We start from the raw sequence: 23,057 nt of genomic DNA, 5'->3' as shown, positions 1-23,057 counted from the left end.
ACCCAGGACCGTCGTCCGCCGTCGGCGCGGGCCACCGTCCGGCGCCGGTACACCCGTCGTCGGGGCAGGCGGTCTTCAGGACAAGCCGTCGTACGCCGCCATCACGATCTCCATGCCACGGTTGTCCTCCTGTCCGTCCTCCCGGTCGATCATCCGGTTCATGGCGTAGGCAACCGTCATGCGCGCGGCGGGATCACTGACGACGAGCGAGCCGCCCCAGCCGCCCCAGCCGAACGTGTTGCCGAACCGGCCGAAGCCCACGGTCCAGGACATCGGCGTCCCCAGCACCCGGTCGTCGCCGCGGAAGACCTCCTGCCACGCCGGCTCGCACCCCTCGGGGGACAGCAGTCGCACCCCGCCCGCCGACCCCCGGTTCGCCAGGACCGACTGCACGAGGGCGACCGAGCGGGCGTTGCCGAACCCGTTCACCGCGGGGATCTGCGCACGGCGCCAGGCCACGGAGTTGGCGTCCTCGACCCGGATCGTGAGACCGGTTTCCTCCCGCCGGGTGCCGTCCGGGCCGGCCGGTGCGGCCGCGGCGTACTCCTCCGTCAGTCCCGGTGGCGGGATGAGCGGTGCGACGCGGTGGTCGTGGTCGGCCGAGAGCCCGATGTGGAAGTCCGCGCCCAGCGGTCCGGCCACTTCCTCGGCGAAGAACGCGCCGAGAGGGCGGCCGGTCACGCGGCGGACGATCTCACCCACGAGATAGCCGAAGGTGAGCGCGTGATAGCCCGCGGCCGTTCCCGGTTCCCACACGGGCGCCTGCGCGGCCAGACCCGCCGTCACGGTCTCCCAGGCGTAGAGATCCTCCACCTCCGTCGGTCCGGGCAGGTCGGGAAGCCCCGCGGTGTGCGAAAGGACATGCCGTACGAGCACGTTCTCCTTGCCGGCGGCGGCGAATTCGGGCCAGTAGGCGGCGACCGGCGCGGACAGGTCGAGCTCGCCCCGGTCGGCCAGCATCAGCGCGCACAGGGCGACCATGTTCTTCGTCGTCGAGTTCACGCCCGTCAGGGTGTCGCGTTCCCAACTGCGGGAGCGGTTCGCGTCGGCGTACCCGCCCCAGACGTCGGCCACCGGCTCGCCGTCGAGGTACACGGCCGCGGAGGCACCCACGTCGTCCTTGTCGAGCAGGGCCGCGAGCGCGTCACGGACGGCGACGAAGCGCGGATCACAAAATCCCTTAATATCGGTCATGGGTGCAACCCTCGGACAAGGGAGGGGCTTCGCACCCGACAATTCCCGCACCGGTTCTGTCGGGTCGGGCGCGATCACCTCCTCCGCTCCGGTGAGACGGCCGACCGGGGAAGGAAGGACGGACACACGTGCTGGAGCGGCTGAACCAGGCACTGGACCACCTGGAGGCCTCCCTCGACGGCGAGGTCGACATGGCCGAGGTGGCCAGGATCGCCGCGGTCTCGGAGTACCACTTCCGCCGGCTGTTCTCCGCGCTCGCCGGGATGCCGCTCCCGGTCTACGTACGGCGCAGGCGGATGACGCTCGCCGGGGCCGAGGTGCTGGCCGGGGAGCTGACCCTGCTCGATGTCGCGGTGCGCTACGGATACGGGTCGGCCGAGGCGTTCGCGCGGGCCTTCAGGTCGCTGCACGGCATCGGGCCGGGCGAGGCCAGACGCACGGGCGCGGTGCTCACGGCCCAGCCGCGCATGTCGTTCCGGGTCGTCGTCGAGGGCAGTACGGCCATGCGGTACCGGATCGTGGAGAAGGCGGCGTTCCGGATCGTCGGCAGGAAGGCCCGGGTCCCGCTCGTGCGCGACGGGGTCAACACGGCCGCCGAGGCGCACGTGGAGAGCCTCGACGAGCGGACGGTCGTACGGATGAAGGAGCTGGCCCACCGGGAACCGGCCGGCCAGGAGCCTGCCGGGATCCTGTCGGCGGCGGTGTACCTGACCGGCGGCCGGGAGGAGGGCGCCGACGCGGACTACTGGATCGGCGTCGTGACCGGTCCCGGGGCGGCCGTCGAGGAGCTCGACGCCCTGGACGTGCCGGCCGGGACCTGGGCGGTCTTCGACAACCACGGGCCGTATCCGAGCGCCCTCCAGGAACTCTGGCGGGACGTGTTCACGCAGTGGTTCCCCTCGAACCTGTACACGACCCGGCCCGGTCCTGAACTCCTGCTGACCCGGCCGGTGGAGACCGGAGCGGAGACCGACTCCCAGCTGTGGATCCCGGTCGAGCGGGACGGCACGGGCGCCGGGATCTGAACGTCGCGGTTGCCTGTGGACGCGGAGCGCCCCTTTGCTTACGAAGCAACCTTGCGTAAAAAGTGATCATCTTGAGTGAAGTGAGCGACATCGGCGTGCCCTACGGCGAACCCGTACGCATGCGGTCGCAGGAACCAGGACGTGGCCGTCCACCCCAGGCCGAGGAGACAGAGCATGAGCGCACAGGCAGCCGATGAACTCACGTTTCGGGTGCTGGGGACGGTACGGGCCTTCCGTGGCGAGACGGAACTGCCGGTCGGACCGCCACAACAGGCGGCCGTGCTCTCGGCCCTGCTGCTGCGCGTCGGGCACGCGGTGTCCTTCGACGATCTCACCGACGCCCTGTGGGACGACACGCTGCCCAAGTCCGCGTCGACGACGATCCGTACGTACGTATGGCGGTTGCGCCGGCTGCTGGAGAGGGATCCTTCGGCGCCGGACCACCTGCTGTCGGCCGCGGACGGATACCGCCTCGCCGTGGGCAACAGTGCGGTGGACGCCTGGCACGCCGAGTCGCTGGCGCGGCAGACCGCGCGGCTCAGGGCCCAGGGCCGGTTAGCGGATGCAGAGGAGAGCGCCGGCCGGGCTCTGGCGCTGTGGCAGGGCGAGTCGCTCGCGGGCGTCCCCGGCCCCTTCGCGGCACGCAGGCGCGACAGCCTGGAAGAACTCAAGGTGTCCCTCCAGGTCGAGCGCCTCGACCTGGCCGTCCAACTGGGCCGATTCCACGCGGCTTTGCCGGAGCTGTCCGAACTCACCGCCGAACACCCCCTGCGCGAGCGGCCGCACGCGCTGCTGATGCGGGGCCTGTACGCGACGGGACGGCAGTCGGAAGCGCTCGCGGTCCACGACCGGATACGCCGTCGCCTCATCGAAGAGCTCGGCGTGGGGCCCGGACGGGAACTGACCGAGGAATACACCCGCATCCTCAACGGCGACTCCGTGTCCGACGCCCCGTCAGAGACCGTGCTGTCGCGTGCGGATGCCGTCCGGGCCGCCGACCCACGTGCCCTGCCGGGCGACGAGTTCCTCGCACGGAGCGGTCACACAGCGGCGGACGAACGGACCCCGTCCGCGGGATCCGGTCCCGGGACGGTCCTGGGCCCGGATCAGGCGCAGACGCCGGAGGACGGGGCTGCGGGCGGCACCCGCCCGGCCTTTCTGCCGGCGCCCGCCCAACTCCCTGCCGACACACCCGTCTTCATCGGTCGCGAAGTGCTCGCGCGGCGCCTGCACGACCTGCTCACCGCCTCCGATCGACACGCTTTGACCACGGTCTCCGTGACCGGCATGAGCGGCGTCGGCAAGTCCACCTTCGCCCTGCACGTGGCCCACCGCACCCGCCACCACTATCCCGACGGTCAGCTCTACGCCGATCTCGGCGGCAGCAGCGTGGCGGCGGCCGACCCGTTCGGGGTTCTGGGGGGTTTCCTCACCGCGCTGGGCGTGCCGGCCGACCGGCTGCCCGATGAACTGGAGGCCCGAGGAGCCCTGTTCAGGTCCCTGCTGGACCGGCGCCGGGTCCTGGTCGTCCTGGACGACGCCCGGGACGCGGTGCAGCTGCGTCATCTCATGCCCGGCAGCGCCGGCTGCGCGGTGATCGCCACCAGCCAGCCGCGCATGTCGGGGCTGGACGCCACCGCGCACATGGCGCTTGACGTCTTCACCCTGGAGGAGGCGTTGGCCCTGCTGGAGGAGGTGGTCGGACCCGCGCGACTCGCCGCCGAACCCGAGGCCGCCCGGTCCTTGGTGGCCGTGTGCGGTCAACTGCCTCTGGCCATGCGCATCGTGGCGGCGCGACTGGCCGCTCGCCCCGGCTGGACGATCGCCTCCCTGGTCGGCAAACTCGCCGACGAGCGCGGTCGCATCACGCATCTGCGGTTCGGGGACATCGCCGTCGACGCGGCTTTCGAGCTGGGCTACCGGCAGCTGGCCGACCTCCAGGCGCACGCCTTCCGGCGGCTCGCTCCGGTCGCCGAGCCCGACGTCGGACTGCCTGCCGTCGCGGCGGTGCTCGGCCTCGACCAGGTCGGTGCCGAAGAGGTGATGGAGTCCCTGGTCGACGCCTCGATGATGGAGTCGCCCGCGCCGGGCCGCTACCGCTGCCACGACCTGCTGCGGGCCTTCGCCCGCACCCTTCCCGTACCGGCGGGCGCGGAACCGGCCGGCGTGACGGTCCGCCGACTGCTCGACTTCCTGCTGGCGAGCGCCTGCCAGGCGTTTCGCCGGATCGTGCCCGGCGACCCGGTGACCGACTGCCTCGGGCCGCTTCGCCTCCAGGGCCTGGACTTCGCCGATGGGCCGGCCGCCCGCGCCTGGGTCGCCGAGGAGGCCGACGGCATCATGGCGGTCCTGCGGCAGGCGGGGGACGACGCCGGGGCGCTGCCCGTGGCGATGGACCTGCTGATCGCCCTCACCGCGTTCGGCCAGGAGGTGGCACTGACCGGCCTGACGGCGGCGGCCGACGTCCTGGCCGCCGGCGCCGAGACCCACGGGGACCGGCGGGCGCTGGGAAGGGCCCGGTGGCTCAGCGGCTCCCTCGCCCTGCGCGCGGGTGATCCGGCCCGTGCCGAAACACTGGCCACGCAGGCCGTGACCCTCTGCCGGGCCACCGGTGACGAGGTCATCCTGCGGCAGGCGCTCAACGACCTCGGGGTCGCGGCCCAGCTCTTCGGCCGCTACGAGGACGCGCTCACCCACTTCGAAGCGGCCCTGGTCCTGGCGGAGAAGCTCGGGCACCGCTCCGGCAAGGTCGCCACCCTGCTCAACATGGCGCTCACGCTCATCCGCGACGGGCGGCCGGCCGACGCGGCCGACGCGTGCGAGAAGGTGCTGGCGGATCCCGACTCCCTCGGCGACGACGCCGGGATGACGGCGTACGCGCTCTATGTGCTGGGGCTGGCCCACCACGGTCAGCGGCATTGGGAGGCGGCGGCCGGGCGGCTTCGGGAGTGCCTGCGCCTGTGCCGGGCCGCGGGCATCCGGGACCGGGCCGCGCAGGCCGGCTTCCGTCTCGCCGAAACGCTGCGCCTCATGGGCGACTTGGACGGCGCAGCCCTTCACGCGGAGGAGTCGCTGGCGCTCCTGGAGGAGAGCGGCGGAGACCGCGACCTGGCCACGGCACGGCTGGTGCTCGGCCGGGTCCTGGCGGGGCGCGGCGAACGGGACCGGGCCCGGACCCAGCTCGAAGAGGCGTACACGACGCTGGAGCGTCTCGGGCTGCCCGAGGCCCGACAGGCCGCCGACGCCCTCGCGACCGTCGATCCCGCCGCGCGCGCCGACCGGACCTGAGGCGGACCGGGCGCCGCGCGCGGCCCATGACGTGCGGCGGCGCTAGCCGATGGCCGTGCAGGTGACGCAGCTCGCGCTGGTGCTGTTCCAGGCGACGACCTGCGAGGCGGGCCGTGTCCGGTCCTGCGCTCCGGCGCCCTCCGCGACGCCGGTGAGCGCGCTCACCAGGACGACGAGCCCGAGGGCGGCGACGCGAATCGGCTTGAGGGTCTTGCCACGCATCATCACGCGTATCTCACTTTCGTACGGCTGAACCCGCTTCGTACCTGCGGGCGGTCATCGTGACACGGCCGCGTCGACAGCCGGTCAACGTCTGATCGGAGACCGTCACAGAGCCGGCGTCGACGCTGCGTTGACACGTGCTGCCTAGCGTTCTCATCGGTCGGGCCAACCGGCCCAGTACCGCAACCAAGAGATCGAAGGAGTGCGACATGACTCGCAACCACGCCACCGGCCTGCGTCCCCGCCTTGACAAGGTGAAGGTCAAGGCCGCCAAGGCCTGAGGCACCGCATAGTCCGCGGCTGCCGGGAAGCACACGTCTTCCCGGCAGCCGCTGCACCTCTTCCTCCTCCGGTTCATCCGTACTTCGCGGCGGTCCCCGCCGCGCACGGCCCTGCGAGAGTGGCCCTTGACTGTCTACGACCTCACCGCCCGCCTTCCGGGGCCGGCGGGCACCTCCGTCCCCGTGCTCGCCGTCGTCGACGAGCGGCTGAAGACCACCAGCGTCTGCCTCGCGCTCGCCCATGGCTCGCGCGACGATCCGCAGGGCCGCGGCGGCATCGCCCACCTGCTCGAACACCTGGTGATGTCCAGTCCCCTCGGGGGCGACGGACCCGCCTGGTCGTTCAGCGAGTACGTCGAGCGCCGCGGCGGTCAGGCCAACGCGCAGACCGGCCTCGAAGTGATGCTGTACTACGCGCAGACACACGCCGACGACGCCGAGGACGTGGCCGCCGCACTGCTGCGGGCCGTCTTCAGGCCCGTGCTCGACAGCGACACGCTGGACCGCGAACGCGCCGTCGTGCTCCAGGAGTTGGCCGCAGCCGCGGCCGACCCCTCGGACGCCGTCCAGGACGCGGTCCTCGCCGGTCTCTTTCCCGGACACTCCTTGGGCCGCCCGGTCGGCGGCACGCCCGACGACCTGGCCGCGGTGACGGCCGAGGAGCTGACCGCCGTCCACCGCGACCGGTTCGTCCGGGCTGCGGGCGCGCTGGTCGTCGTGGGCCCGAAGGTCCCCTCGGTACTGGCCGGGGCCGCCGTCCCGGACACCGAAGGACCGGCGGCCCCGGCGCCGCGAGAGGAACTGGAGCCGGCGGGCCCGGACGATCCGCTGCCGGATCCCGGGGAGGCGAGCTTCACCTGGCTCTGCTTCGCCGCGCGTTCACCACGGGCCGACGCGGCGGGGCGGGCAGCCTACGGCGTCCTCGCCCACCTCCTGGGTTCGAGTCCCTCGTCCCTGCTGTACCGCACACTGCGCAGCGAGCACGGGCTCTCGTACTCGTTCCACGCCTGGGACCGCGGCTACCGCGAAGCGGGCGCCTGGCGGCTCCTCATCGGCGCGGAGGCATCCGCTGCCGGTCAGGTCCGCACGGTCGTTGACGTGTTGCTGGCATCCGTGGCCGAACAGGGGCTCGCTCCCGACGACTTCGACGCGGCGGTGCGACAGGCGGAGATGAGCCTGGTCCTGGAGTCCGAGACACCGCTGGAGTACGCCAAGCTCATCGCCGAGCGCACCTGCGCCACCGGACGGGTCTGGTCCCTGGAGAGCGAGATCGCCGGTCTGCGGCAGGTGGGCATCGACGACGTGCGGCGAGCCGCCGCGCACGTCCGCCGGGAACTGCGGATGACGGTCCGCTCGGTGGCCGCCTGATGTACGCCGCCGAGGGCTATCTGAAGTCCGCACAGGACGCGGAGCTGGTTCATGTCGTGTCCGGGTTGCCGTGCGTGGCGGGCGTCTCCACCGATCCCCTGTCGGGCGAACGGCGTCTGCTGGTGGAGTACGCCGACCCGGGACTGCTGTCGGACGCCGAGGCCTCACTGACCCTGTGGCGGGCGCTGCTCGCCGAACACCCCGGGGTCACCACGCTCGTCGTACGCGCCGGTGCCGCCGTCCTGCTGCCGCGGCCGTGGCGACCCGACCTCACCTACGTCCGGCTGAGCGAGGACGCGGAGATGCCGACCGCCTCGGACGGCCCCCCGGTGACACCGGCACGGCAGGAGCACCGGCCACTGCTGGCCGACTGGCTCGTCCGCGCCATCCTGCACGCCGCGCGGGAGCAGAACCGGCCCGCCGACCTCGAAGCCGCGGCCGCCGAGGCCGACGCCCTGCTCGACACACCCTCCCGGCAGTCACTGCTGGTGTGGGAGCGGGACGTCCCGGTCGGCCACGCCACCGTCGTCGGCGACGCGTGGGACGAGATCACGGCCGAGGCCCACATGGAACTCGTGGACGTCCTCGTCGAACCCGGCGCCGACGGCCCCGCGGGCCGCAAGGCGCTGGTCGCCGCCGTGGCCGGCCTCGCCCGCGCAGCGCGGCTCCCGTTGACCGGGCACGTCGTGCACGGCCTCGACGGAGGAGGCGACCGGGTCACGGACGCCCTGTGCGCGCGGGGCTGGCGGATACACCACCGCTACTGGACGACCGACGCCCAGGAGCTGGCCACGACCTTGAAGGGGGCCCGGCAGTCATGACCACCGCACCACTCGACCTGGATCTGCTGCACCGGCTGCTCGACGTCCCCGAGCACGAAGGCACCTACCGGCTGGTCCGCCACGCCCAGCAGACGTCGGGAACGCTCGCCCAGCTGGTCGTCTCGCTGGCCGTCGCCGAAGGCACCGAACCCGGCAGCGGCAGCAGGGACCTCCTGGAACGGGCCGCCTCCCGCGCCGCCCGCTACGCCGCACTCCGCTCGGCCCTCGCCGACCGCCCGGACGTCGTGACCGTCAAGGGCCCCTCCCTGGCCGGTCATTACCCCACCGGCGTCCGGCGTCCGGTCGGCGACCTGGACCTCATCGCGTACGACGAGGAACAGCTGTGGCGTGCCGCGCTCACCCTGTGCTCGCTGGGCGGCGAACCCGCGGAACTGTCGCTGTTCGTCGCCGACGGACGCCTGCACGTCATGCTCGCCGTCCTGTGGCCCTCCCCCGACCCTCTGATGGAGGAGGAGATCCGGGTGGAGCTGTGCACGGCCGCGTTCTGCGGCGACTTCGCCACCGTCCCCGTACGGCACCGGCTGCCGGAGGACCAGGTCCTGGCCGATCTGCTGTCGGTGGCCGAAGAGCGGTTCCAGCGCGCGTTCCACACCAAGGACGCCGTCGACCTGCTGGTCCTGCTCGACAGCGGGGCGCTGAAGCTGGCCGCGGTGGCCGAGGCCGCCGTCACCTACCGCCTGGCACCCGAACTCGTAGAGCTGCTGGACCTGTTGACCGCCTCCTTCGTCCATCCGCAGGCCGAACCGCTGCGGCGGGCGCTGACCGACGCGGCGGACGAGGAGCGGGCCCGCCGGGCCGCCACGTCCCTGACCCGTCCGGAGCCGGACCTCTCGGTCCCGGCGCGGCTGGAGTCCGGCCGGCCGGTCTGGGGCATGCCGCTGACCCGTGCCGTACGGGCCGGGGAGCGGTGCGCGCTGGAGCACCGGGACGACATGACGCTCGCCCGTACGCCGGTCGGCGACTTCCTGCTGGTGGCCGGCGAACTGGTGGCCCCTGAGCTGCTGGCCGCCGCTCTGGCCGCCGTCGAGGACGAGGAGGCCCGCGCATGACGATCCCGGACGCCGACGCGATCGAAGTACGCGGCCTCACGCGGGAGTTCGGCTCCCGCCGCCGTCCCGACGCGATCGTCACGGCCCTGCGTGGCATCGACCTGACCGTCCGCCCCGGCGAGGTGCACGGCCTGCTCGGGCCGAACGGCGCCGGCAAGACGACCCTGTGCAAGATCCTCACGACCGTGCTGCTGCCCACCGCCGGCTCGGCGCGGGTGTGCGGCCACGACGTCGCCGCCGACCCGCGGGCCGTGAAACCGCTGATCGGCATCGTCTTCGGCGGCGACCGGGGCCTCTACGGCCGGATCACGCCCCGTCAGAACCTCTCCCTCTGGGGCGCCCTCTACGGCCTGCACGGCCGCGAACTGCGCGTACGCATCGACGCGTTGCTCGAACGAGTCGGTCTGAGCGAGCGGGCGGACGACCGGGTCGACGGCTTCTCCCGGGGCATGAAACAGCGGCTGCACCTGGCTCGCGGCCTGGTCAGCGACCCCCAGGTCCTCATCCTCGACGAACCGACCGCCGGCATGGACCCGCTGGCCGCCTACGACTTCCGCACGCTGGTACAGGAGTTGCGGGCGGAGGGCCGCACCGTCCTCGTCACCACGCACGACATGGCGGAGGCCGAGGCCGTATGCGACCAGGTCACCCTGATCGACCAGGGCCGCGTCCTTGCGACCGACCGGCCCGAGGTGCTGGCCCGCCGGATGTCGGCCTACGAGAAGGTGACGGCCGAGGACGTTCCCGCCGCCGTCGCCGACGCGTTGCGCGGCCTGACCGGTGTCTCCTCGCTGGAGCGGACGCCGGACGGACGGATCACCGTCGAGATCGCCGCGGCCGACACCACCCGCGAGGTCCTGCGCACCCTGGTGGAGGCGGGCGTCACCTCGCTGGCCACCGTCCGCCCCGGCCTCGCCGAGGTCTACCGGCACCTGGTCAAGGACCGCGGAATGCGGGTGGCCAGATGAGCCCGACCCTGTTCTGGCAGGTCTTCCGCCTCCAGATCGTGATGACGCTGCGCACCCCCGACACCCTTCACGTCTTCGTGACCGCGCCGCTGTACACCTGTCTCTTCCTCGCCATCACCGAGCACGCCGACCGCCGGGACCTGGCCGGATTCGCCGTACTGGCACCGGTGTTGATGTCCCTGTGGTCGATGGCGCTGATGGCGGGCGGCGAACTGATCGGCCACGAACGCGAACGCGGCACGCTGGAGGCCGTGGTCGCCACACCCGCGCGCTACTCGTCGGTGATCGCGGCCCGGATCGCGGCGGTGACCCTCCTGAGCACACTCAGCCTCGCGGAGGCCTGGCTCGTCGCCTGGGCCGGCTTCGGGGTCCTGGTGACGATCGCCCACCCCGCACTGTTCCTCGCCGGGGTGCTGCTCACTGCCGCCGCCATGGCGGGCACCGCGAGCTGTGTGTCGGCCCTGTTCGTGCTCGCGCCCTCGGCCCGCATCCTCCAGAACACCCTGAGCTTCCCGTTCTTCCTGCTCGGCGGGGTCCTGGTGCCCGTCAGCTATCTCCCGCACTGGTTGCAGCCGGCGAGCAAGGCGGTGTTCCTCTCCTGGAGCGCCGAGGTGCTGCGGGCCGCCGTCAGCCCCGGCCCGGTCCACGACGCGACCGGCGGCCTGCTGGCCGTCGTCCTGCTGGGGCTGGCCGGCTACGCCGCCGGGACGCTGCTGATCGACCGCATTCTGCGCAGGGTCAGGGTCACCGGCACCCTGGCCCGGATGTGAGGCCGTATGGACATCACCGCTTCCCGCGCCGTCGTCGTGAGCCGGGTGGTCCGCGCGTCCGCCGCCAACGCCCTGGCCGACTTCCGAGCGACCTACACCTGGTACAGCTGGACGTTCGGCTGGCTGGGCCGGATGCTGTGCCAGGTCACGTTCTTCGCGCTGATCGGCTCCTTCCTCCACTCGCCCGAGCAGACGCGCTATCTCGTCCTCGGCAACTCGGTGGCGACCTGTGTCATCGAGGCCATGACGGTGGTGGTGTCGACCAGCTGGGAACGCGCCCAGGGCACCCTGGCTCTCATGGCCGCCGCCCCCAGCGAGATGGGCTGGGTCTTCGTCGGCCGCAGCCTCCAGTGGCCGGTCAGCGGCTGCGGTACCTCGCTGGTCGCGCTGTTGCTGCTGGACCCGCTGTTCGGTGTGCGCTTCACCGTGGCCCAGGTGCCCGCGCTGGTGGGGCTGGTGCTGCTGACCGCGTTCGGCACGTACTGCTTTGGCCTGTTCCTCGGCGCGTTCGTCCTCGCCGCGCCCGCCGTCCGCAACATCGTCTACAACGCCGCTTTCCTTGTCACCATGGCGATCAGCGGGGTGCAGGTACCCACCGGCTTCTGGCCGTACGGCGTGCGTCTGGTGGCCGAAGCGCTCCCGGCCACCCACGGTCTGGCCGCGGTACGCGCTCTCGCCGCCGGAGCCGGGCCGGCCGCCGTCGCCCGCCCGGCGGCGTTCGCCGCCACGGCGGCCCTGCTGTGGCTGGCGGCCGCACTGACCGCCTTCCGCCTCTCGGCGGAACGGGCCCGCCGGCACGACGGATACGAGTTCGCCGTTTGACTTCCGTCCCCTCCTGAAAGAGGGGATTCCTAAGGCTCGCGCCGTAGGACTTCCTGCTTCATCGCCGACCGCCCGCCCGGAAAGGATTCCCGTTGAGGTCTTACACCGGCTCCACAGGCTGTCACCGCCAGTCCGGCGGTCAGCAAGTTCTTCGCCGCGTTCACGTCCCGGTCATGGACCGTGCCGCACTCGCACGTCCAGGTACGGACGCTCAGCGGCATCGTCGCAGCGATGCTGCCGCAGTGCGAGCACAGCCGGGAGGAGGGGAAGAAGCGGTCGACCACGACTACTTCCCGCCCGTACCAGGCGGCCTTGTACTCCAGCATCCTCCGGAATTCCGACCACGCCGCATCACTGATGGCGCGGGCCAGACTTCGGTTCCTGACCAGGTTGCGGACGCTCAGGTCCTCGATCACAAGTGTTTGGTTCTCACACACGAATCGAGTGGTCAGCTTGTGCAGGTGGTCACGCCGTCGGTCGGCGATCCGGGCATGAATCCTCGCGACCTTCCGCCGGGCCTTGGCCCGGTTCGCGCCATCCCCCTTGGCCTTCTTGGCGAGACGTCGTTCGGCGAACGCGAGCCGGGCTCTGTCGCGAAGCTCGTGCCTCGGGTTGGTGATCTTCTCGCCCGTGGACAAGGTCAGCAGGTCGGTCAGGCCCACGTCGATACCCACCGCTGCGTCGATGACGGGCAACGCCTTCACAGCCGGGTCCTCGACCAGCAAGGACACGAACCAGCGGCCGGCCGCGTCCTGCGACACGGTGGCCGTCGAAGGGCTCGCGTCCTGCGGCAAGGGACGCGACCACACAATCTTCAAAGGCTCGGACATCTTCGCCAGCGTGAGCTTCCCGTCGCGGAAACGAAAGGCGCTGGTGGTGTACTCCGCGGACCTGCGGGACCTTTTGCGGGACTTGAACCGCGGGTACTTGGCCCGCTTGCCGAAGAAGTTCGTGAACGCCATCTGCAAATGGCGCAAGCACTGCTGCAACGGGACGGACGAGACCTCGTTGAGGTAGGCCAGTTCCTCGGTCTTCTTCCACGCTGTCAGCATCGCGGACGACTGGTTGTAGTTCAGTCGCTCCCGCCGTGCCCATGCGTCGGTGCGGGCCGCGAGCGCCATGTTGTAGACCTTGCGCACGCACCCGAATGTCCGCGACAGCTCAGCCGCCTGCGCATCGGTCGGATAGAAGCGGTACTTGAACGCCCGCTTCCGGTGACTCGTGGCCATGTCCGCAAGCTAGCCCGGTCGCGGGCCGTGAGCAAAACCGCCGGGCACGACAGCAAGCGGCACATACTCCCATTCCATCTTGGAGGACGGAGCATCCCTGAAGTAAGCCGAGAAGCGGCAAGCCGTTCGAAGAGAAAGGGCACCCCATGTCCCACCAGGCAGCACCCGGGGAACTGAGCGTCCTGGTCGTCAAGCCGGACGGCTACCGCTGCCCGCAGGCACGCGAGTACGTCGACGTGCTTCTGGAGGCCTCGCGGCTGAGCGTCGAGCTGCGCTACGAGGTCTGCCTGGAGGACGAGGACGTCATGGACACCTGGCCCAAGTTCGCCGGGCCCAAGTACCCGATCACCGCCGAACTGCTGAAGCTGTACCTCACGAGCGGTCCGTGCGAGGTCGTCGTGGTCCGCGGACCGGACGTGGTCAGCCGGTGCGTGGAGGTGCGCGGCAAGGTACGGGCGCGGTTCGGGACGTCGGCGTTCGCCAACTGCGTGCACACGCCGACCGAGCCGCACGAGATCGCCCCGAACGTGGAGAAGTACCTGGTCAGCCTGCCCACCGGGCAGCCCTTCGTACGGCACCGCGACGAGGGCACCACCGAGGGCATCACCGGCCGGCTGGCCGCCGTACCGCGGTCGGAGCTGCTCGGTGAGGCACGGGCGTTCTGGCGGACCGCGCAGGAGGACGGCTGGCGCGCGGCGTGGCGCCCCCGGCCCGAGGGCGGGGAGTTCGACGCCTGTCTGCTGCCCGGTGATCCGCACTCCGTGGACCACGGCATGTCGCTGATCGCGGACGCGCTGCCCGAGGCCACCGCGCGTGAGGTGATCTCCGCCTATGTGGAGGCCGAGGTGGAGGGTCGCTCCTGTCTGCTGTCCGGTACCGAGGCGCGGGCCAGGGAACTGGCCGGCCTTCTCGCGGCGCAGGGCCTGTACACCGAGGTCCGGTCCCGGACCGCCGTCTAGTCGGGCCTTCCCGGCCGCCATGGCCCCGCCCGCGCCCTGCCGCCATGGCCCCTCACGCGCCCCGCGGCCACGGTCCCGCACGCGCCCCAGCACCGCCGTCCCCGCCACCCCGCCGCAGAGCGCAATGATCTTGGAGAGTCCTCGTATGTCGCTGCCCCCTCACCTCGTGGCCCCGGGTCTCGTGCCCGAGCAAGAGGTCAACAACGCCAGCGCCGTCTACTATCCGGTCTCCGACACCCGGATGGTGGCCGGTGAGGGCATCTACCTCTACGACTCCGACGGCCGCGGTTACATCGACTGCGCGTCCGCCACGTTCAACCTCAGTCTCGGCTACCGCCATCCCGCCGTGGTCCAGGCCATCAAGGACCAGGCCGACCAGCTCATCCACGTGACGTCGGGCTTCCAGACCGCCCCGATCAACGCCCTCGCCCACCGGCTGGTGCGGCTCGCCCCCAAGACCATCAGCAAGGCCCATCTGAAGGTGGACGGCGGCTCGGCCGCGAACGAGGGCGCCGTGAAGATGGCGCAGCGGACCACCGGCCGCCGGGACGTGATCACCCTGTTCCGCAGTCACGTCGGACAGACGGTGATGATGGCCAGCCTGTCGGGCAACGCCTTCCGCAAGCAGCCGCTGGCGCAGCTCTACCACGGTGGTCTCCAGGTGCCTGACCCGTACTGCATGCGCTGCTTCTACGGCCAGGACCCGCGCTCGTGCAAACTGATGTGCGTCGACCGGATCAACGACTTCCTGGAGTACGCCAGCAGCGGCAGCGTGGCGGCCGTGCTCGTGGAGCCCATCTCGGGCAACGGCGGCAACATCGTGCCGCCGGACGGGTACTTCGCGGCGCTGCGCGAGCTGTGCGACACGCACGGCATGAAGCTGATCTTCGACGAGGTGCAGACGGGCATCGGCCGTACGGGGCGCATGTTCGCGGCCGAGCACTTCAGTGTGGACCCGGACGCCATCACCCTCGCCAAGGGGCTCGGCGGCTCGGGCGCCCAGGTCGCGGCCATTCTGACCAGCGACGAGCTGGCCGGCCTGCCGACGAACGATCACTCCTTCACGTACGGCGCCAATCTGCTGGCCGCGGCCGCGGCGCTGGCGACGCTGGACGTCATCGACGACGCCGCCTTCCTGGCCAACGTCCGTACGACGGGCGGGCACATCCTGAAGCGTCTCGAGGCCCTGCGCGGCGCCCACCCGCAGATCGCGGACGTGCGCGGAGTGGGTCTGATGATCGGTGTCGAGATGGTCGACGAGGCGGGCCGGCCGAGCTCGGCGCTCACCAACCGGCTGGCCGAACGCGCCCTGGACCACGGGCTGGTGATCCGGACCTCGCGCTACGGGCACGGCAACGTCCTCAAGATCCGGCCGCCGCTCGTGCTGACGCTCGAAGAGGCCGACGTCATCTGCGACCGGTTCACCGAACTGCTCGTCTCGGAGGGCATCTGATGGATCCCCGCTCGGCGCAGCCCGTCGTGGACAGTGACATCGCCTTCGTCGGGGGCGGCTTCCGCACCACCACGTTCCTCTCGTCGGCCCCGGCCCTGCTGCGGCACCGTGTCCGTGTCTACGAGCGCGGTCCCGGCGTGGGTCCCGGCGGCTTCGCCCGCTACGGCATCACCACCACGTCGATCGGGTCCCGCTTCTTCAAACACCTCGACCTCAAAGGCCCGTTCGCGCCCCTGGCCGAGGCCCCGGAGCTGATGGACGTCGCCCGCGCGGAACAGCCGGTGGCCATGCGCCGGCTGGCCGCCGCTCTGAGCACGCTCGGACACACCCTCCAGAACGCCCTGGGGACGGACGGGACGCGGCTGGAGAGCACGGTCGTCGCGGTGCGCGCCGACAGCGCCGGGCACCGCGTGGAGGTCCAACTCGCAGACGGGACCACGGAGTCGGCCCGGCACGTGGTGCTCGCCACCGGCCGCACCGAGCGCCCCCATCCTGAACTGGCCTCCTGGCGGGCGAAGGTGCTGTTGTCCGGGTCCGTGATCGCCACGGCCCGCCGGTCCGAGATCAAGGACCGGCTGCTGGCGGCCGGGGGACGTCCGGTCGTCGTCGCGGGCAGTTCGCACAGCGCGATGTCCGCTCTTCAGATCCTGCTCGACCTGCGGGCCGAGCTGAGCGCCGAACACCCCGGTGCGTCGCTGCCCTCCGTGCACGTCGTCCGCCGCGGTCCTGCCCGGCTCATGCACGACAGCGCGGACCTCGCCCTGCGGGACCAAGTTCCGGGCCGGGAGAGGCCGTTCGACGCCGTGCGGGATGTCTGTCCCGCGACCGGGATCGTGTACCGCGACTCGGGTCTGCGCCACCAGTCGCGCGCCCTGTACTGCGCCCTGTGGGCGGGAGAGCTGCCCGGCGCGACTCTCGTGGACGCGGCCGTCCTCGCCGACGCGTCCGACCGGTTCGAGGAGGCCGCGCTCGTCGTGCAGGCGCTCGGGTACCACGGACAGGCCCCGGACCTCTACGTCGACGGTGTGCTGGTGCGCCCCGGCGACTCGCCGGACCGGCTCCTCGCGGACGACGACGGAGCGCTCCTGGTCTCGGGAACCGCGCATCCGCTGCTGTCCGTTCTCCGGGTGGAGCCCACCCCGCTCGACCGCCGCGACAACACCGCGTACGCGAGTGACCTCTACCGACGGCTGGCCGCCCGCCTGGACCACCTGGCCGCCCCCGTCGCGGAGGTGAGCGCATGAGCGACGAGCCCGTACTCGACGCGCTGGCCGCCCTGTTGGCCGCCCGACGTGCCACCGTGACCCGCCCGTTCGTGGTCGGCGTCACCGGTGTCGACGCCTCGGGCAAGTCCCAGCTCGCCGAACGGCTGCGCGCCGTGCTCCATGCGCGGGGCGTGCCCGTCTCCGCGGTCCACGTGGACGACTTCCACCGCCCCCGCGCCGAACGGTACGACCCGTCCCTGTCGGCACCCCGTCAGTACTACGAGCGCAGCATCGACTTCGCCCGGCTGGCCGCCGAGGTGCTGGTGCCGCTGCGGAGGGACGGCGGGCTGCACCGTTCCGTCGCCGCGCTCGACCTGCCCTCCGACACGTGGGGGACGGTCCGCCACGACATCGGTCCCGACAGCGTGGTGATCCTCGAAGGTGTCTTCCTCTACCGTGCGGAGACCCGGCCCCACGTCGACTTCTTCGTCCATCTGGACGTCGACGAGGACACGGTGCTGGAACGCGCCCGGCAGCGCGACCTGCCCACCCAGGGCGCGGAGGTCATGGTCAAGTACGCCGACAAGTACCTGCCGGCCCAGCGTGCCTACCTCGCGCAGCACCCGCCGCGGGCCATCGCCGACGTCGTGATCGACAACTCCCGCTGGGAGGAACCCGTCGTGCGGATGTGGCCGGGCGAGCCCCGGGCCGTGCTCTTCGACCTGTGGAAGACGCTGGTGCCGCTGTCCGAGGAACTCAAGCGGCGCACCTTCGAGGCCACCGCCGCGGCCCTCGGGCAGCGCCCCGAGGACCTGGCCGACGCGTGGAAGCGCACCAGGGAGGTGCGCGAGACCCGTTCGTTCGCGACGTACCTGGACTGGCTGCGCGACCACGTGGGAGGCAACTGGTCCGCGGTCCAGGGCCGGGACGCTGCGGCCACACGGCGACGGCTGCACTGCGAGGCGTTCGCCACCCCGCTGCCCGGCGCGGTCGAGGCCGTGGCGCTGGCGAGGCGGCTCGGGCTGCGGACCGCTCTGGTCTCCAACTGCACGTCCGACGTACGGGAGATGGTGCGGGACTCCGCCTTCGCGGGCCGCTTCGACGAACTGCTGCTCTCCGGAGAGGCCGGCGTCATGAAACCGGATCCCGAGCTGTTCCGCACCGCCGCCGACCGGCTCGGGGTGCCGCCGGGCGCCTGTCTCTTCGTCGGTGACGGCACCGACGGAGAACTGGCCGGCGCCGCCGCTGCGGGGATGACCGCCGTCCTGGTGGAGTGCGGCGAGCCGCGCTCGTGGGACGGGCCCCGGATCGCCTCCCTGCCCGAACTGACCGACCACCTCATCGCCGTCCTCGCCGAAGGGTGACCCTGCCGCCATGCACATACACCAGAAGGTCCTGCTCGTTCCCATGCAGCCGACGCCCAACGGCCGCATGCACATCGGCCACGGCGGCGGCACCTATCTCCGTGCCGATGTCATCGCCCGCGCGCTGCGTGCCCAGGGCCATGAGGTCGCGGTCATCACCGGCAGTGACGTGTACGAGGACTGGGTGGTGGCCGCCGCCCACCGCGAGGGCCGTTCGCCCGAGGAGACCTGCCGGGACCACCACGCGGGGATCGCGCGCGACCTCGCCCACCTCTCGGTCGAGCTGGACGCCTGGATCGACCCTTCCGGGGATGAACACCGGGACGCCTACCGGCAGTTGCACGAGGACGTCCTGAACCGGCTGCGGGCGACGGGGGCCGCCCGTCTGGAGAGCGAGCGCATCCCGTTCGCCGAGGACACCGGCCGCGCGCTGGTCGGGCCGTGGCTCGCGGGCGAGTGCCCCAACTGCGGGCGCTCGTGCGGTGGCAGCACCTGCACCTACTGCGGGGAGTACTTCGTCCCCGAGCAACTGGTGCGCGCCCGTTCCCGGATCGGCGACAGCCCGGTCCAGTGGCGTACGGAACAGAACTGGTTCGCGACGGCCGACGATCCGCACGCCATCGCCGAACGTCATCGCGCGGCGGGGCTTCGGCCGGTGTTCCTGGCTCCGCTGCTGCGCGCCCTGGACGGGCACGGTGGCCGGGTCCGGCTCACCGGTCAGGGTGAGTGGGGTATCCACAGCCGGGCGCTGCCCGCCGACAAGGTGATCAGCAACGGTTACTTCCTCTACAGCGTCTACTGCGGTGAGGTCCACCGGGCGTCGACGGGGGCCGCGGTCAACCCGTTCACGCCCGGCAGCGGTGTCACCACCGTCGGCCTGTTCGGCAGCGACAACTCCACTCCCGGGCTTCTGGTGCCGGACGTGATCGCCCAGGGTTCGAAGGGGACGCTGGCGCCGTTCGACGCCACTGTCGTCAATGGCATGTTGCAGTTCGAGGGCCACAAGTGCTCCACGAGCAAGCGGCACGGCATCTGGCTCTCCGAACTGCTGGAGGGAACGTCCGTGTCCGCCGACGAGCTGCGCTACGCCCTGCTGCACGCCCCCCTCGACCACGGCCCGGCCGACCTGTCCCTCGGGGCGCTCACGGACCACGTCAACGCGCTGCGCGCGTGGCGTACGGCGGTGCTGCACCCCGCGCTCGCCGATGTCCGGGACCAGCGCCGCCCCGTACGGCGGGCGGAGCAGGCGCTGAAGACGGCGGCCGAGCAGTACGCGCTGCTGACCCCCTACTCCCCCGACCTGACAGCGGCCGTGCGGGTCTTCGACGACTGGATCACCGGCGCCCACGCCCTGGACGCGCAGTGGCTCGTCGGCGTGGCCCTGCTGGCCCGCCCGCTGCTCCCGGAGCTGGCCGACGAAGTCTGGACCCACCTGGGCTTCGCGGCCGAGCCCACCCTGGACCAGGCCGAACACCAGGAACCACTCCCCCGCCAGTCCCCGCCCCCCACAACCCCGCCCCCGACCCCACTGGACCCGGCGACGTTGCGCTCGTACGTACACATCCAGGACCCGGAATGACCGGAGGCGGGACCCTCGACGGACGCGACCGCCCGGTACCGAAAGGCCTTTGACGCGGCGGCGGGCTCGGACAGGCCATCGCTCGCGGTCAATGATCCGAGTGCTCACTCTCGGGCTCGTGCGCGGCTTCCGGTACGAACCGGCTCAGGCGGTAGGCGGTCGGGTGGACGAGGCGGCCGCAGAGCATGTCGATGCGCATCATCGACTCGGCCGTTCCGGTCTTCCGGAGGTGGATCGCGTGCTCGCGCAGCTCTGTCTGGTCGTAGGTCTCGAAGACCACTTCCCAGTGTCCCGCGTCCGACGCGGTGCGATCGGCGATCCGTCGCCTCTCGGCCTCCTGCCGCCGCTTCCTCTTCCTCTGTCCTGGCACCGGTCCAGGATCATCGGTCGAGGTCGCGGCGGCAAGGCGATTACCACGGGCACGCGTCTCCGCTCGGAGAGCATGTGCCGTACGGGGGCTAGCGGTTGACGGACCGCATGCCCGCCTCGTCGTAGCGCTCGCCCGATGCCTCCGGCAGTTCCGCCTCGATACGGGCCAGGTCGTCCTTGGTCAGCGTGATGTCGACCGCGGCGGCGTTCTGCTCGAGGTACGTGCGGCGCTTGGTGCCCGGGATCGGCGCCAGGTGCTCGCCCTGGGCCAGCACCCAGGCGATGGCCAGCTGGGCCGGGAGCACGTCCTTCTCGGCGGCGATCTCCTTCACCTTCGCCGCGAGCCGCTGGTTCGCCTCCAGGTTGGCGTCCTGGAAGCGCGGGTTCTGGCGGCGCCAGTCGTTCGCGTCCAGATCGTCCGGCGAGGCGAACCGGCCGGCGAGGAAGCCGCGGCCGAGCGGCGAGTACGGCACGAAGCCGATGCCCAGCTCACGGCAGGCGGGCAGCACCTCGGCCTCCACGTCCCGCGACCACAGCGAGTACTCGCTCTGCACCGCGGTGACCGGGTGTACGGCGTTGGCGCGCCGAATGGTCTCCGCACTCGCCTCGCTCAGGCCGATGGCGCGCACCTTGCCCTCGGCGACCAGTTCGCCCAGCGCGCCGACCGTCTCCTCGATGGGTACGTTCGGGTCGACCCGGTGCTGGTAGTACAGGTCGATGTAGTCGGTCCCCAGCCGCTGGAGGGAGCCCTCGACCGAGCTCCGGGCGTGTTCGGCCGAGCCGTCCTGCGGGCCGACCGTGCTGATGTCGCCGGGTACGGCGTCGTCCATCCGGTAGTTGAACTTCGTCGCGATCACATACTCCTCGCGACGCCCCCGGATCGCCTCGCCGACGAGCGACTCATTGGTGAGCGGCCCGTACATCTGCGCGGTGTCGAGGAAGTTCACCCCGAGGTCGAGGGCGTGCCGGATGGTCGCGATCGCCTCCTCGTGATCCGTGGATCCGTAGAAGGCGGACATGCCCATGCATCCCAAGCCGATGGCCGATACCTGGAGGTCCCGCAGACTGCGCTTCAGCATGTCCTCTCCCAGCTCTTCTCTGCACACTCGTTCGTCGTTCACCGTTCTCGGAGAGCACGACGGCTTTCCGAGGCATCTGCGACGCTATGGCCTGGAGCGCACTCCAACGCAAGTCGACGCTCGGAGCCGCAGCCGTCCGGACCGTACGACCGGTCGGCGCCCCAGGGCGCGTTGCTAACGTGGCGGCATGGGACGTCGTCGGCATCGGCATCTGGTCATCGGCTCCGAGCGGTTCCGGTGGTGGGTCAGTCATCGGCATGTGCCGCTTCCGGACCCCGGCGGTGCGGCCGGAACCCTGTGCCAGGAGGTCCTCGTCGTCGCGCGCGAGGGATCTCCCGGAGTGATCCGCATCTTCTTCGACGCGGGTCCCGATCGCGTGGTGGGCGGCGGCGGTTGGGGGGCTCACGAAGGCGGCGTCAGCCGCGTACGGGGCGGCTACCTCAACCTCCACCGGCCCGCGGCCGTGCGCGGCCTGCTCGAAGCGGCCCTGGCGGACGGGCAGCGTTTCGGGCACGCCGCCCAGGTCGACGGGTGGCGGTTCTTCGACGCCGTGGCCGCGCGGGTGCCGGCGGAGCGGGGGGAGGCGTCGGCCGAGCCCTCGGCGTGAAGCGGTCCCCGGACCACCGGTCCTACGATCGTGCCGGTCGACGAGCCGTACCATCGGTTGAGGCCACGACGCGAAAGGCAGCGACATGGTGCAGTGGCAGGGGACCAACTTCACCGTGGACGGACACGAGCCGACCAGTGCCGAGGAGTACTACCGGATCGGCCTGCACTGCTGGAACAGCGGGCAGCACCCCGGTGCGGAGGTCCACTTCCTGGAGACCGCGGCGTCCACCGGTCACAGCGCGGCGATCGAGCTGCTGGGGCACATCGACTACACGCAGGGGCGGTACGCGAGCGCCGTACCCCGGCTGCGGCACAGCAGCGGTTCGCCGCGGGCGGCCTTCTATCTGGCCTCGCTCTACCACCGCGGCTGTCCGCAGGCGGGCATCGTCGAGTCGCTGGACGAGGCCGCCCGCTGGTACCGCGCCTCGGCCGAACTGGGCGAGCCCGAAGCCATGCTCGTCCTGGGCGACCTCTACCTGGAACGGCTCATTCCGATCACCCGGAGTCCCGCGGAACACGCCCTTGAGCAGTTCCTCGCGGCGGCCACACGCAACCACCCCTACGGCCAGTACCGCGCAGCCGAGATCTACCGCACCCTCTACCAGGACAACGAACGCGCCGCCGTGATGTACCAGTCCTGCGTGGACAACCCGATGACCAAGAACCACGCGCTGGGGTCGATGATGCTGCTCCAGAGCCAGGCGCACCTCCGCGAGATCGCGGCCTTCAGGGCCGCCCGCCGGCTCCAGCAGCGCCGTGACGACGTCAACCCGGTCCAGCGCCGGGGCGACTTCTACTGACGTCGCGGCCCTCGCACCTCATGTTCTACCGTTGATGACGCCTGCGCGACTCCCCGGTTCCGCCGCGGACGAGCGCGGAATCTCGACGAGGGAGCCGTTCATGACGGACAGCATCTGGGGCTACCACCCGACCGCCGGGCACGTCGCGGGCACGGATCTGGTCGGCTACAGGGTCGAGGCCACCGACGGCGCCATCGGCAAGGTCGACAAGCACGCGGACGACCTCGGCTCCTCGTACCTCATCGTCGACCTCGGCGTATGGATCTTCGGCAGACATGTCATGCTGCCCGCCGGAACCGTACGGCGGGTCGACCGCGCCGAGCGGAAGATCCACGTCGCGCTCACGCGGGAGCAGATCAGGGAGTCCCCCGAGTTCGACCGGGCCAGGCATGTCGGCGACGTCGACTACCACGAGCTGGTCGGCGGCTACTACCAGAGCCACCGCGGCTGACCCACCGGCACACCAGGGCAGGGGACCGCTGCCCCCCACCGGCACACCCGGGGCAGGGGACCGCTGACCCACCGGCACGCCTCGGCAGGGGGCCGTGCCGACTCCCTCCGGCCGGCCCCTGACCCGGGGAG

The 23,057-nt window shown here is 71.5% G+C and carries 21 protein-coding genes; 16 read left to right on the top strand and 5 right to left on the bottom strand.

Annotated elements, in window-relative coordinates; all coding sequences use genetic code 11:
* Window positions 1–75 precede the first annotated feature (75 nt).
* A complete protein-coding gene (locus WJM95_RS31560; protein ID WP_339133930.1) occupies window positions 76–1,194 on the bottom strand; it encodes a serine hydrolase domain-containing protein in 1,119 nt (372 codons plus the stop codon).
* Window positions 1,195–1,322: 128 nt separating this feature from the next.
* Here WJM95_RS31560 and WJM95_RS31555 point away from each other — a divergent pair, with 128 nt between their 5' ends.
* Both WJM95_RS31555 and WJM95_RS31550 read left to right on the top strand, forming a co-directional pair.
* The gene (locus WJM95_RS31555) at window positions 1,323–2,219 is read left to right on the top strand and encodes an AraC family transcriptional regulator (protein ID WP_339133928.1); all 897 of its coding nucleotides are present in this window, start codon (window positions 1,323–1,325) and stop codon (window positions 2,217–2,219) included.
* Between the two features lie 174 nt (window positions 2,220–2,393).
* A complete protein-coding gene (locus tag WJM95_RS31550; RefSeq protein ID WP_339133926.1) occupies window positions 2,394–5,507 on the top strand; it encodes a BTAD domain-containing putative transcriptional regulator in 3,114 nt (1,037 codons plus the stop codon).
* A 42-nt stretch (window positions 5,508–5,549) separates the two neighbouring features.
* Here the strand turns inward: WJM95_RS31550 and WJM95_RS31545 are convergent, their stop codons facing one another.
* Window positions 5,550–5,732: a hypothetical protein gene (locus tag WJM95_RS31545; RefSeq protein WP_339133924.1), complete on the bottom strand. Its 183-nt coding sequence runs from the start codon at window positions 5,730–5,732 to the stop codon at window positions 5,550–5,552.
* Between the two features lie 404 nt (window positions 5,733–6,136).
* Between WJM95_RS31545 and WJM95_RS31540 the strand changes: the two genes are divergently transcribed.
* From WJM95_RS31540 to WJM95_RS31515, 6 genes are read left to right on the top strand one after another with little or no spacing between them, the layout of a single operon-like run.
* Window positions 6,137–7,378 (top strand): pitrilysin family protein, encoded by a 1,242-nt coding sequence (locus tag WJM95_RS31540; protein WP_339133922.1) that lies wholly within the window; start codon window positions 6,137–6,139, stop codon window positions 7,376–7,378.
* Window positions 7,378–8,199, top strand: coding sequence for a hypothetical protein (locus WJM95_RS31535; protein WP_339133920.1), 822 nt, complete (start codon window positions 7,378–7,380; stop codon window positions 8,197–8,199). The genes WJM95_RS31540 and WJM95_RS31535 overlap by 1 nt, the downstream gene beginning before the upstream one ends.
* Entirely contained in the window at window positions 8,196–9,269 is a 1,074-nt protein-coding gene (locus WJM95_RS31530; RefSeq protein WP_339133918.1) for a hypothetical protein, read from the top strand. Before WJM95_RS31535 ends, WJM95_RS31530 begins: the two co-directional genes overlap by 4 nt.
* Window positions 9,266–10,237 carry an ABC transporter ATP-binding protein gene (locus tag WJM95_RS31525; protein ID WP_339133916.1) on the top strand — a complete coding sequence of 324 codons (972 nt, stop codon included), beginning with the start codon at window positions 9,266–9,268 and terminating at the stop codon, window positions 10,235–10,237. The genes WJM95_RS31530 and WJM95_RS31525 overlap by 4 nt, the downstream gene beginning before the upstream one ends.
* Window positions 10,234–11,007 (top strand): ABC transporter permease, encoded by a 774-nt coding sequence (locus WJM95_RS31520; RefSeq protein WP_339133914.1) that lies wholly within the window; start codon window positions 10,234–10,236, stop codon window positions 11,005–11,007. Before WJM95_RS31525 ends, WJM95_RS31520 begins: the two co-directional genes overlap by 4 nt.
* Before the next feature lie 6 nt (window positions 11,008–11,013).
* Window positions 11,014–11,829: an ABC transporter permease gene (locus WJM95_RS31515; protein ID WP_339133912.1), complete on the top strand. Its 816-nt coding sequence runs from the start codon at window positions 11,014–11,016 to the stop codon at window positions 11,827–11,829.
* Window positions 11,830–11,858: 29 nt separating this feature from the next.
* Here the strand turns inward: WJM95_RS31515 and WJM95_RS31510 are convergent, their stop codons facing one another.
* Window positions 11,859–13,058, bottom strand: coding sequence for an RNA-guided endonuclease TnpB family protein (locus WJM95_RS31510; protein WP_339133910.1), 1,200 nt, complete (start codon window positions 13,056–13,058; stop codon window positions 11,859–11,861).
* 146 nt (window positions 13,059–13,204) lie between these two features.
* Between WJM95_RS31510 and WJM95_RS31505 the strand changes: the two genes are divergently transcribed.
* The 5 genes from WJM95_RS31505 (at window position 13,205) to WJM95_RS31485 (ending at window position 19,618) form a co-directional block, all read left to right on the top strand.
* The gene (locus WJM95_RS31505; protein WP_339133908.1) at window positions 13,205–14,017 is read left to right on the top strand and encodes a hypothetical protein; all 813 of its coding nucleotides are present in this window, start codon (window positions 13,205–13,207) and stop codon (window positions 14,015–14,017) included.
* 145 nt (window positions 14,018–14,162) lie between these two features.
* Window positions 14,163–15,470: an aminotransferase class III-fold pyridoxal phosphate-dependent enzyme gene (locus WJM95_RS31500; RefSeq protein ID WP_339133906.1), complete on the top strand. Its 1,308-nt coding sequence runs from the start codon at window positions 14,163–14,165 to the stop codon at window positions 15,468–15,470.
* A complete protein-coding gene (locus WJM95_RS31495; RefSeq protein WP_339133904.1) occupies window positions 15,470–16,714 on the top strand; it encodes a hypothetical protein in 1,245 nt (414 codons plus the stop codon). Before WJM95_RS31500 ends, WJM95_RS31495 begins: the two co-directional genes overlap by 1 nt.
* Window positions 16,711–18,039, top strand: a complete 1,329-nt coding sequence (locus WJM95_RS31490) for an HAD-IA family hydrolase (protein WP_339133901.1) — start codon at window positions 16,711–16,713, stop codon at window positions 18,037–18,039. The genes WJM95_RS31495 and WJM95_RS31490 overlap by 4 nt, the downstream gene beginning before the upstream one ends.
* Window positions 18,040–18,049: 10 nt before the next feature.
* Entirely contained in the window at window positions 18,050–19,618 is a 1,569-nt protein-coding gene (locus WJM95_RS31485; protein WP_339133899.1) for a class I tRNA ligase family protein, read from the top strand.
* Between the two features lie 88 nt (window positions 19,619–19,706).
* On the opposite strand, the gene WJM95_RS31480 is transcribed toward WJM95_RS31485, so the two are convergent.
* Together WJM95_RS31480 and WJM95_RS31475 are read right to left on the bottom strand one after the other, a co-directional pair.
* Window positions 19,707–19,988 carry a hypothetical protein gene (locus WJM95_RS31480; protein ID WP_339133897.1) on the bottom strand — a complete coding sequence of 94 codons (282 nt, stop codon included), beginning with the start codon at window positions 19,986–19,988 and terminating at the stop codon, window positions 19,707–19,709.
* Between the two features lie 88 nt (window positions 19,989–20,076).
* Window positions 20,077–21,066, bottom strand: a complete 990-nt coding sequence (locus tag WJM95_RS31475; RefSeq protein WP_339133895.1) for an aldo/keto reductase — start codon at window positions 21,064–21,066, stop codon at window positions 20,077–20,079.
* 187 nt (window positions 21,067–21,253) lie between these two features.
* Between WJM95_RS31475 and WJM95_RS31470 the strand changes: the two genes are divergently transcribed.
* The 3 genes from WJM95_RS31470 (at window position 21,254) to WJM95_RS31460 (ending at window position 22,926) form a co-directional block, all read left to right on the top strand.
* Window positions 21,254–21,673 (top strand): hypothetical protein, encoded by a 420-nt coding sequence (locus tag WJM95_RS31470; RefSeq protein WP_339133893.1) that lies wholly within the window; start codon window positions 21,254–21,256, stop codon window positions 21,671–21,673.
* 85 nt (window positions 21,674–21,758) lie between these two features.
* The gene (locus WJM95_RS31465) at window positions 21,759–22,475 is read left to right on the top strand and encodes a hypothetical protein (RefSeq protein ID WP_339133891.1); all 717 of its coding nucleotides are present in this window, start codon (window positions 21,759–21,761) and stop codon (window positions 22,473–22,475) included.
* 100 nt (window positions 22,476–22,575) lie between these two features.
* Window positions 22,576–22,926 carry a PRC-barrel domain containing protein gene (locus tag WJM95_RS31460; RefSeq protein WP_339133889.1) on the top strand — a complete coding sequence of 117 codons (351 nt, stop codon included), beginning with the start codon at window positions 22,576–22,578 and terminating at the stop codon, window positions 22,924–22,926.
* Window positions 22,927–23,057: the final 131 nt, after the last annotated feature.

The organism is Streptomyces sp. f51, from assembly GCF_037940415.1.
In the GTDB taxonomy this organism is placed as follows: Bacteria; Actinomycetota; Actinomycetes; order Streptomycetales; family Streptomycetaceae; genus Streptomyces.
Note: the sequence above shows the minus strand (reverse complement) of the source record. Positions and strands in the feature narration are given on the sequence as shown.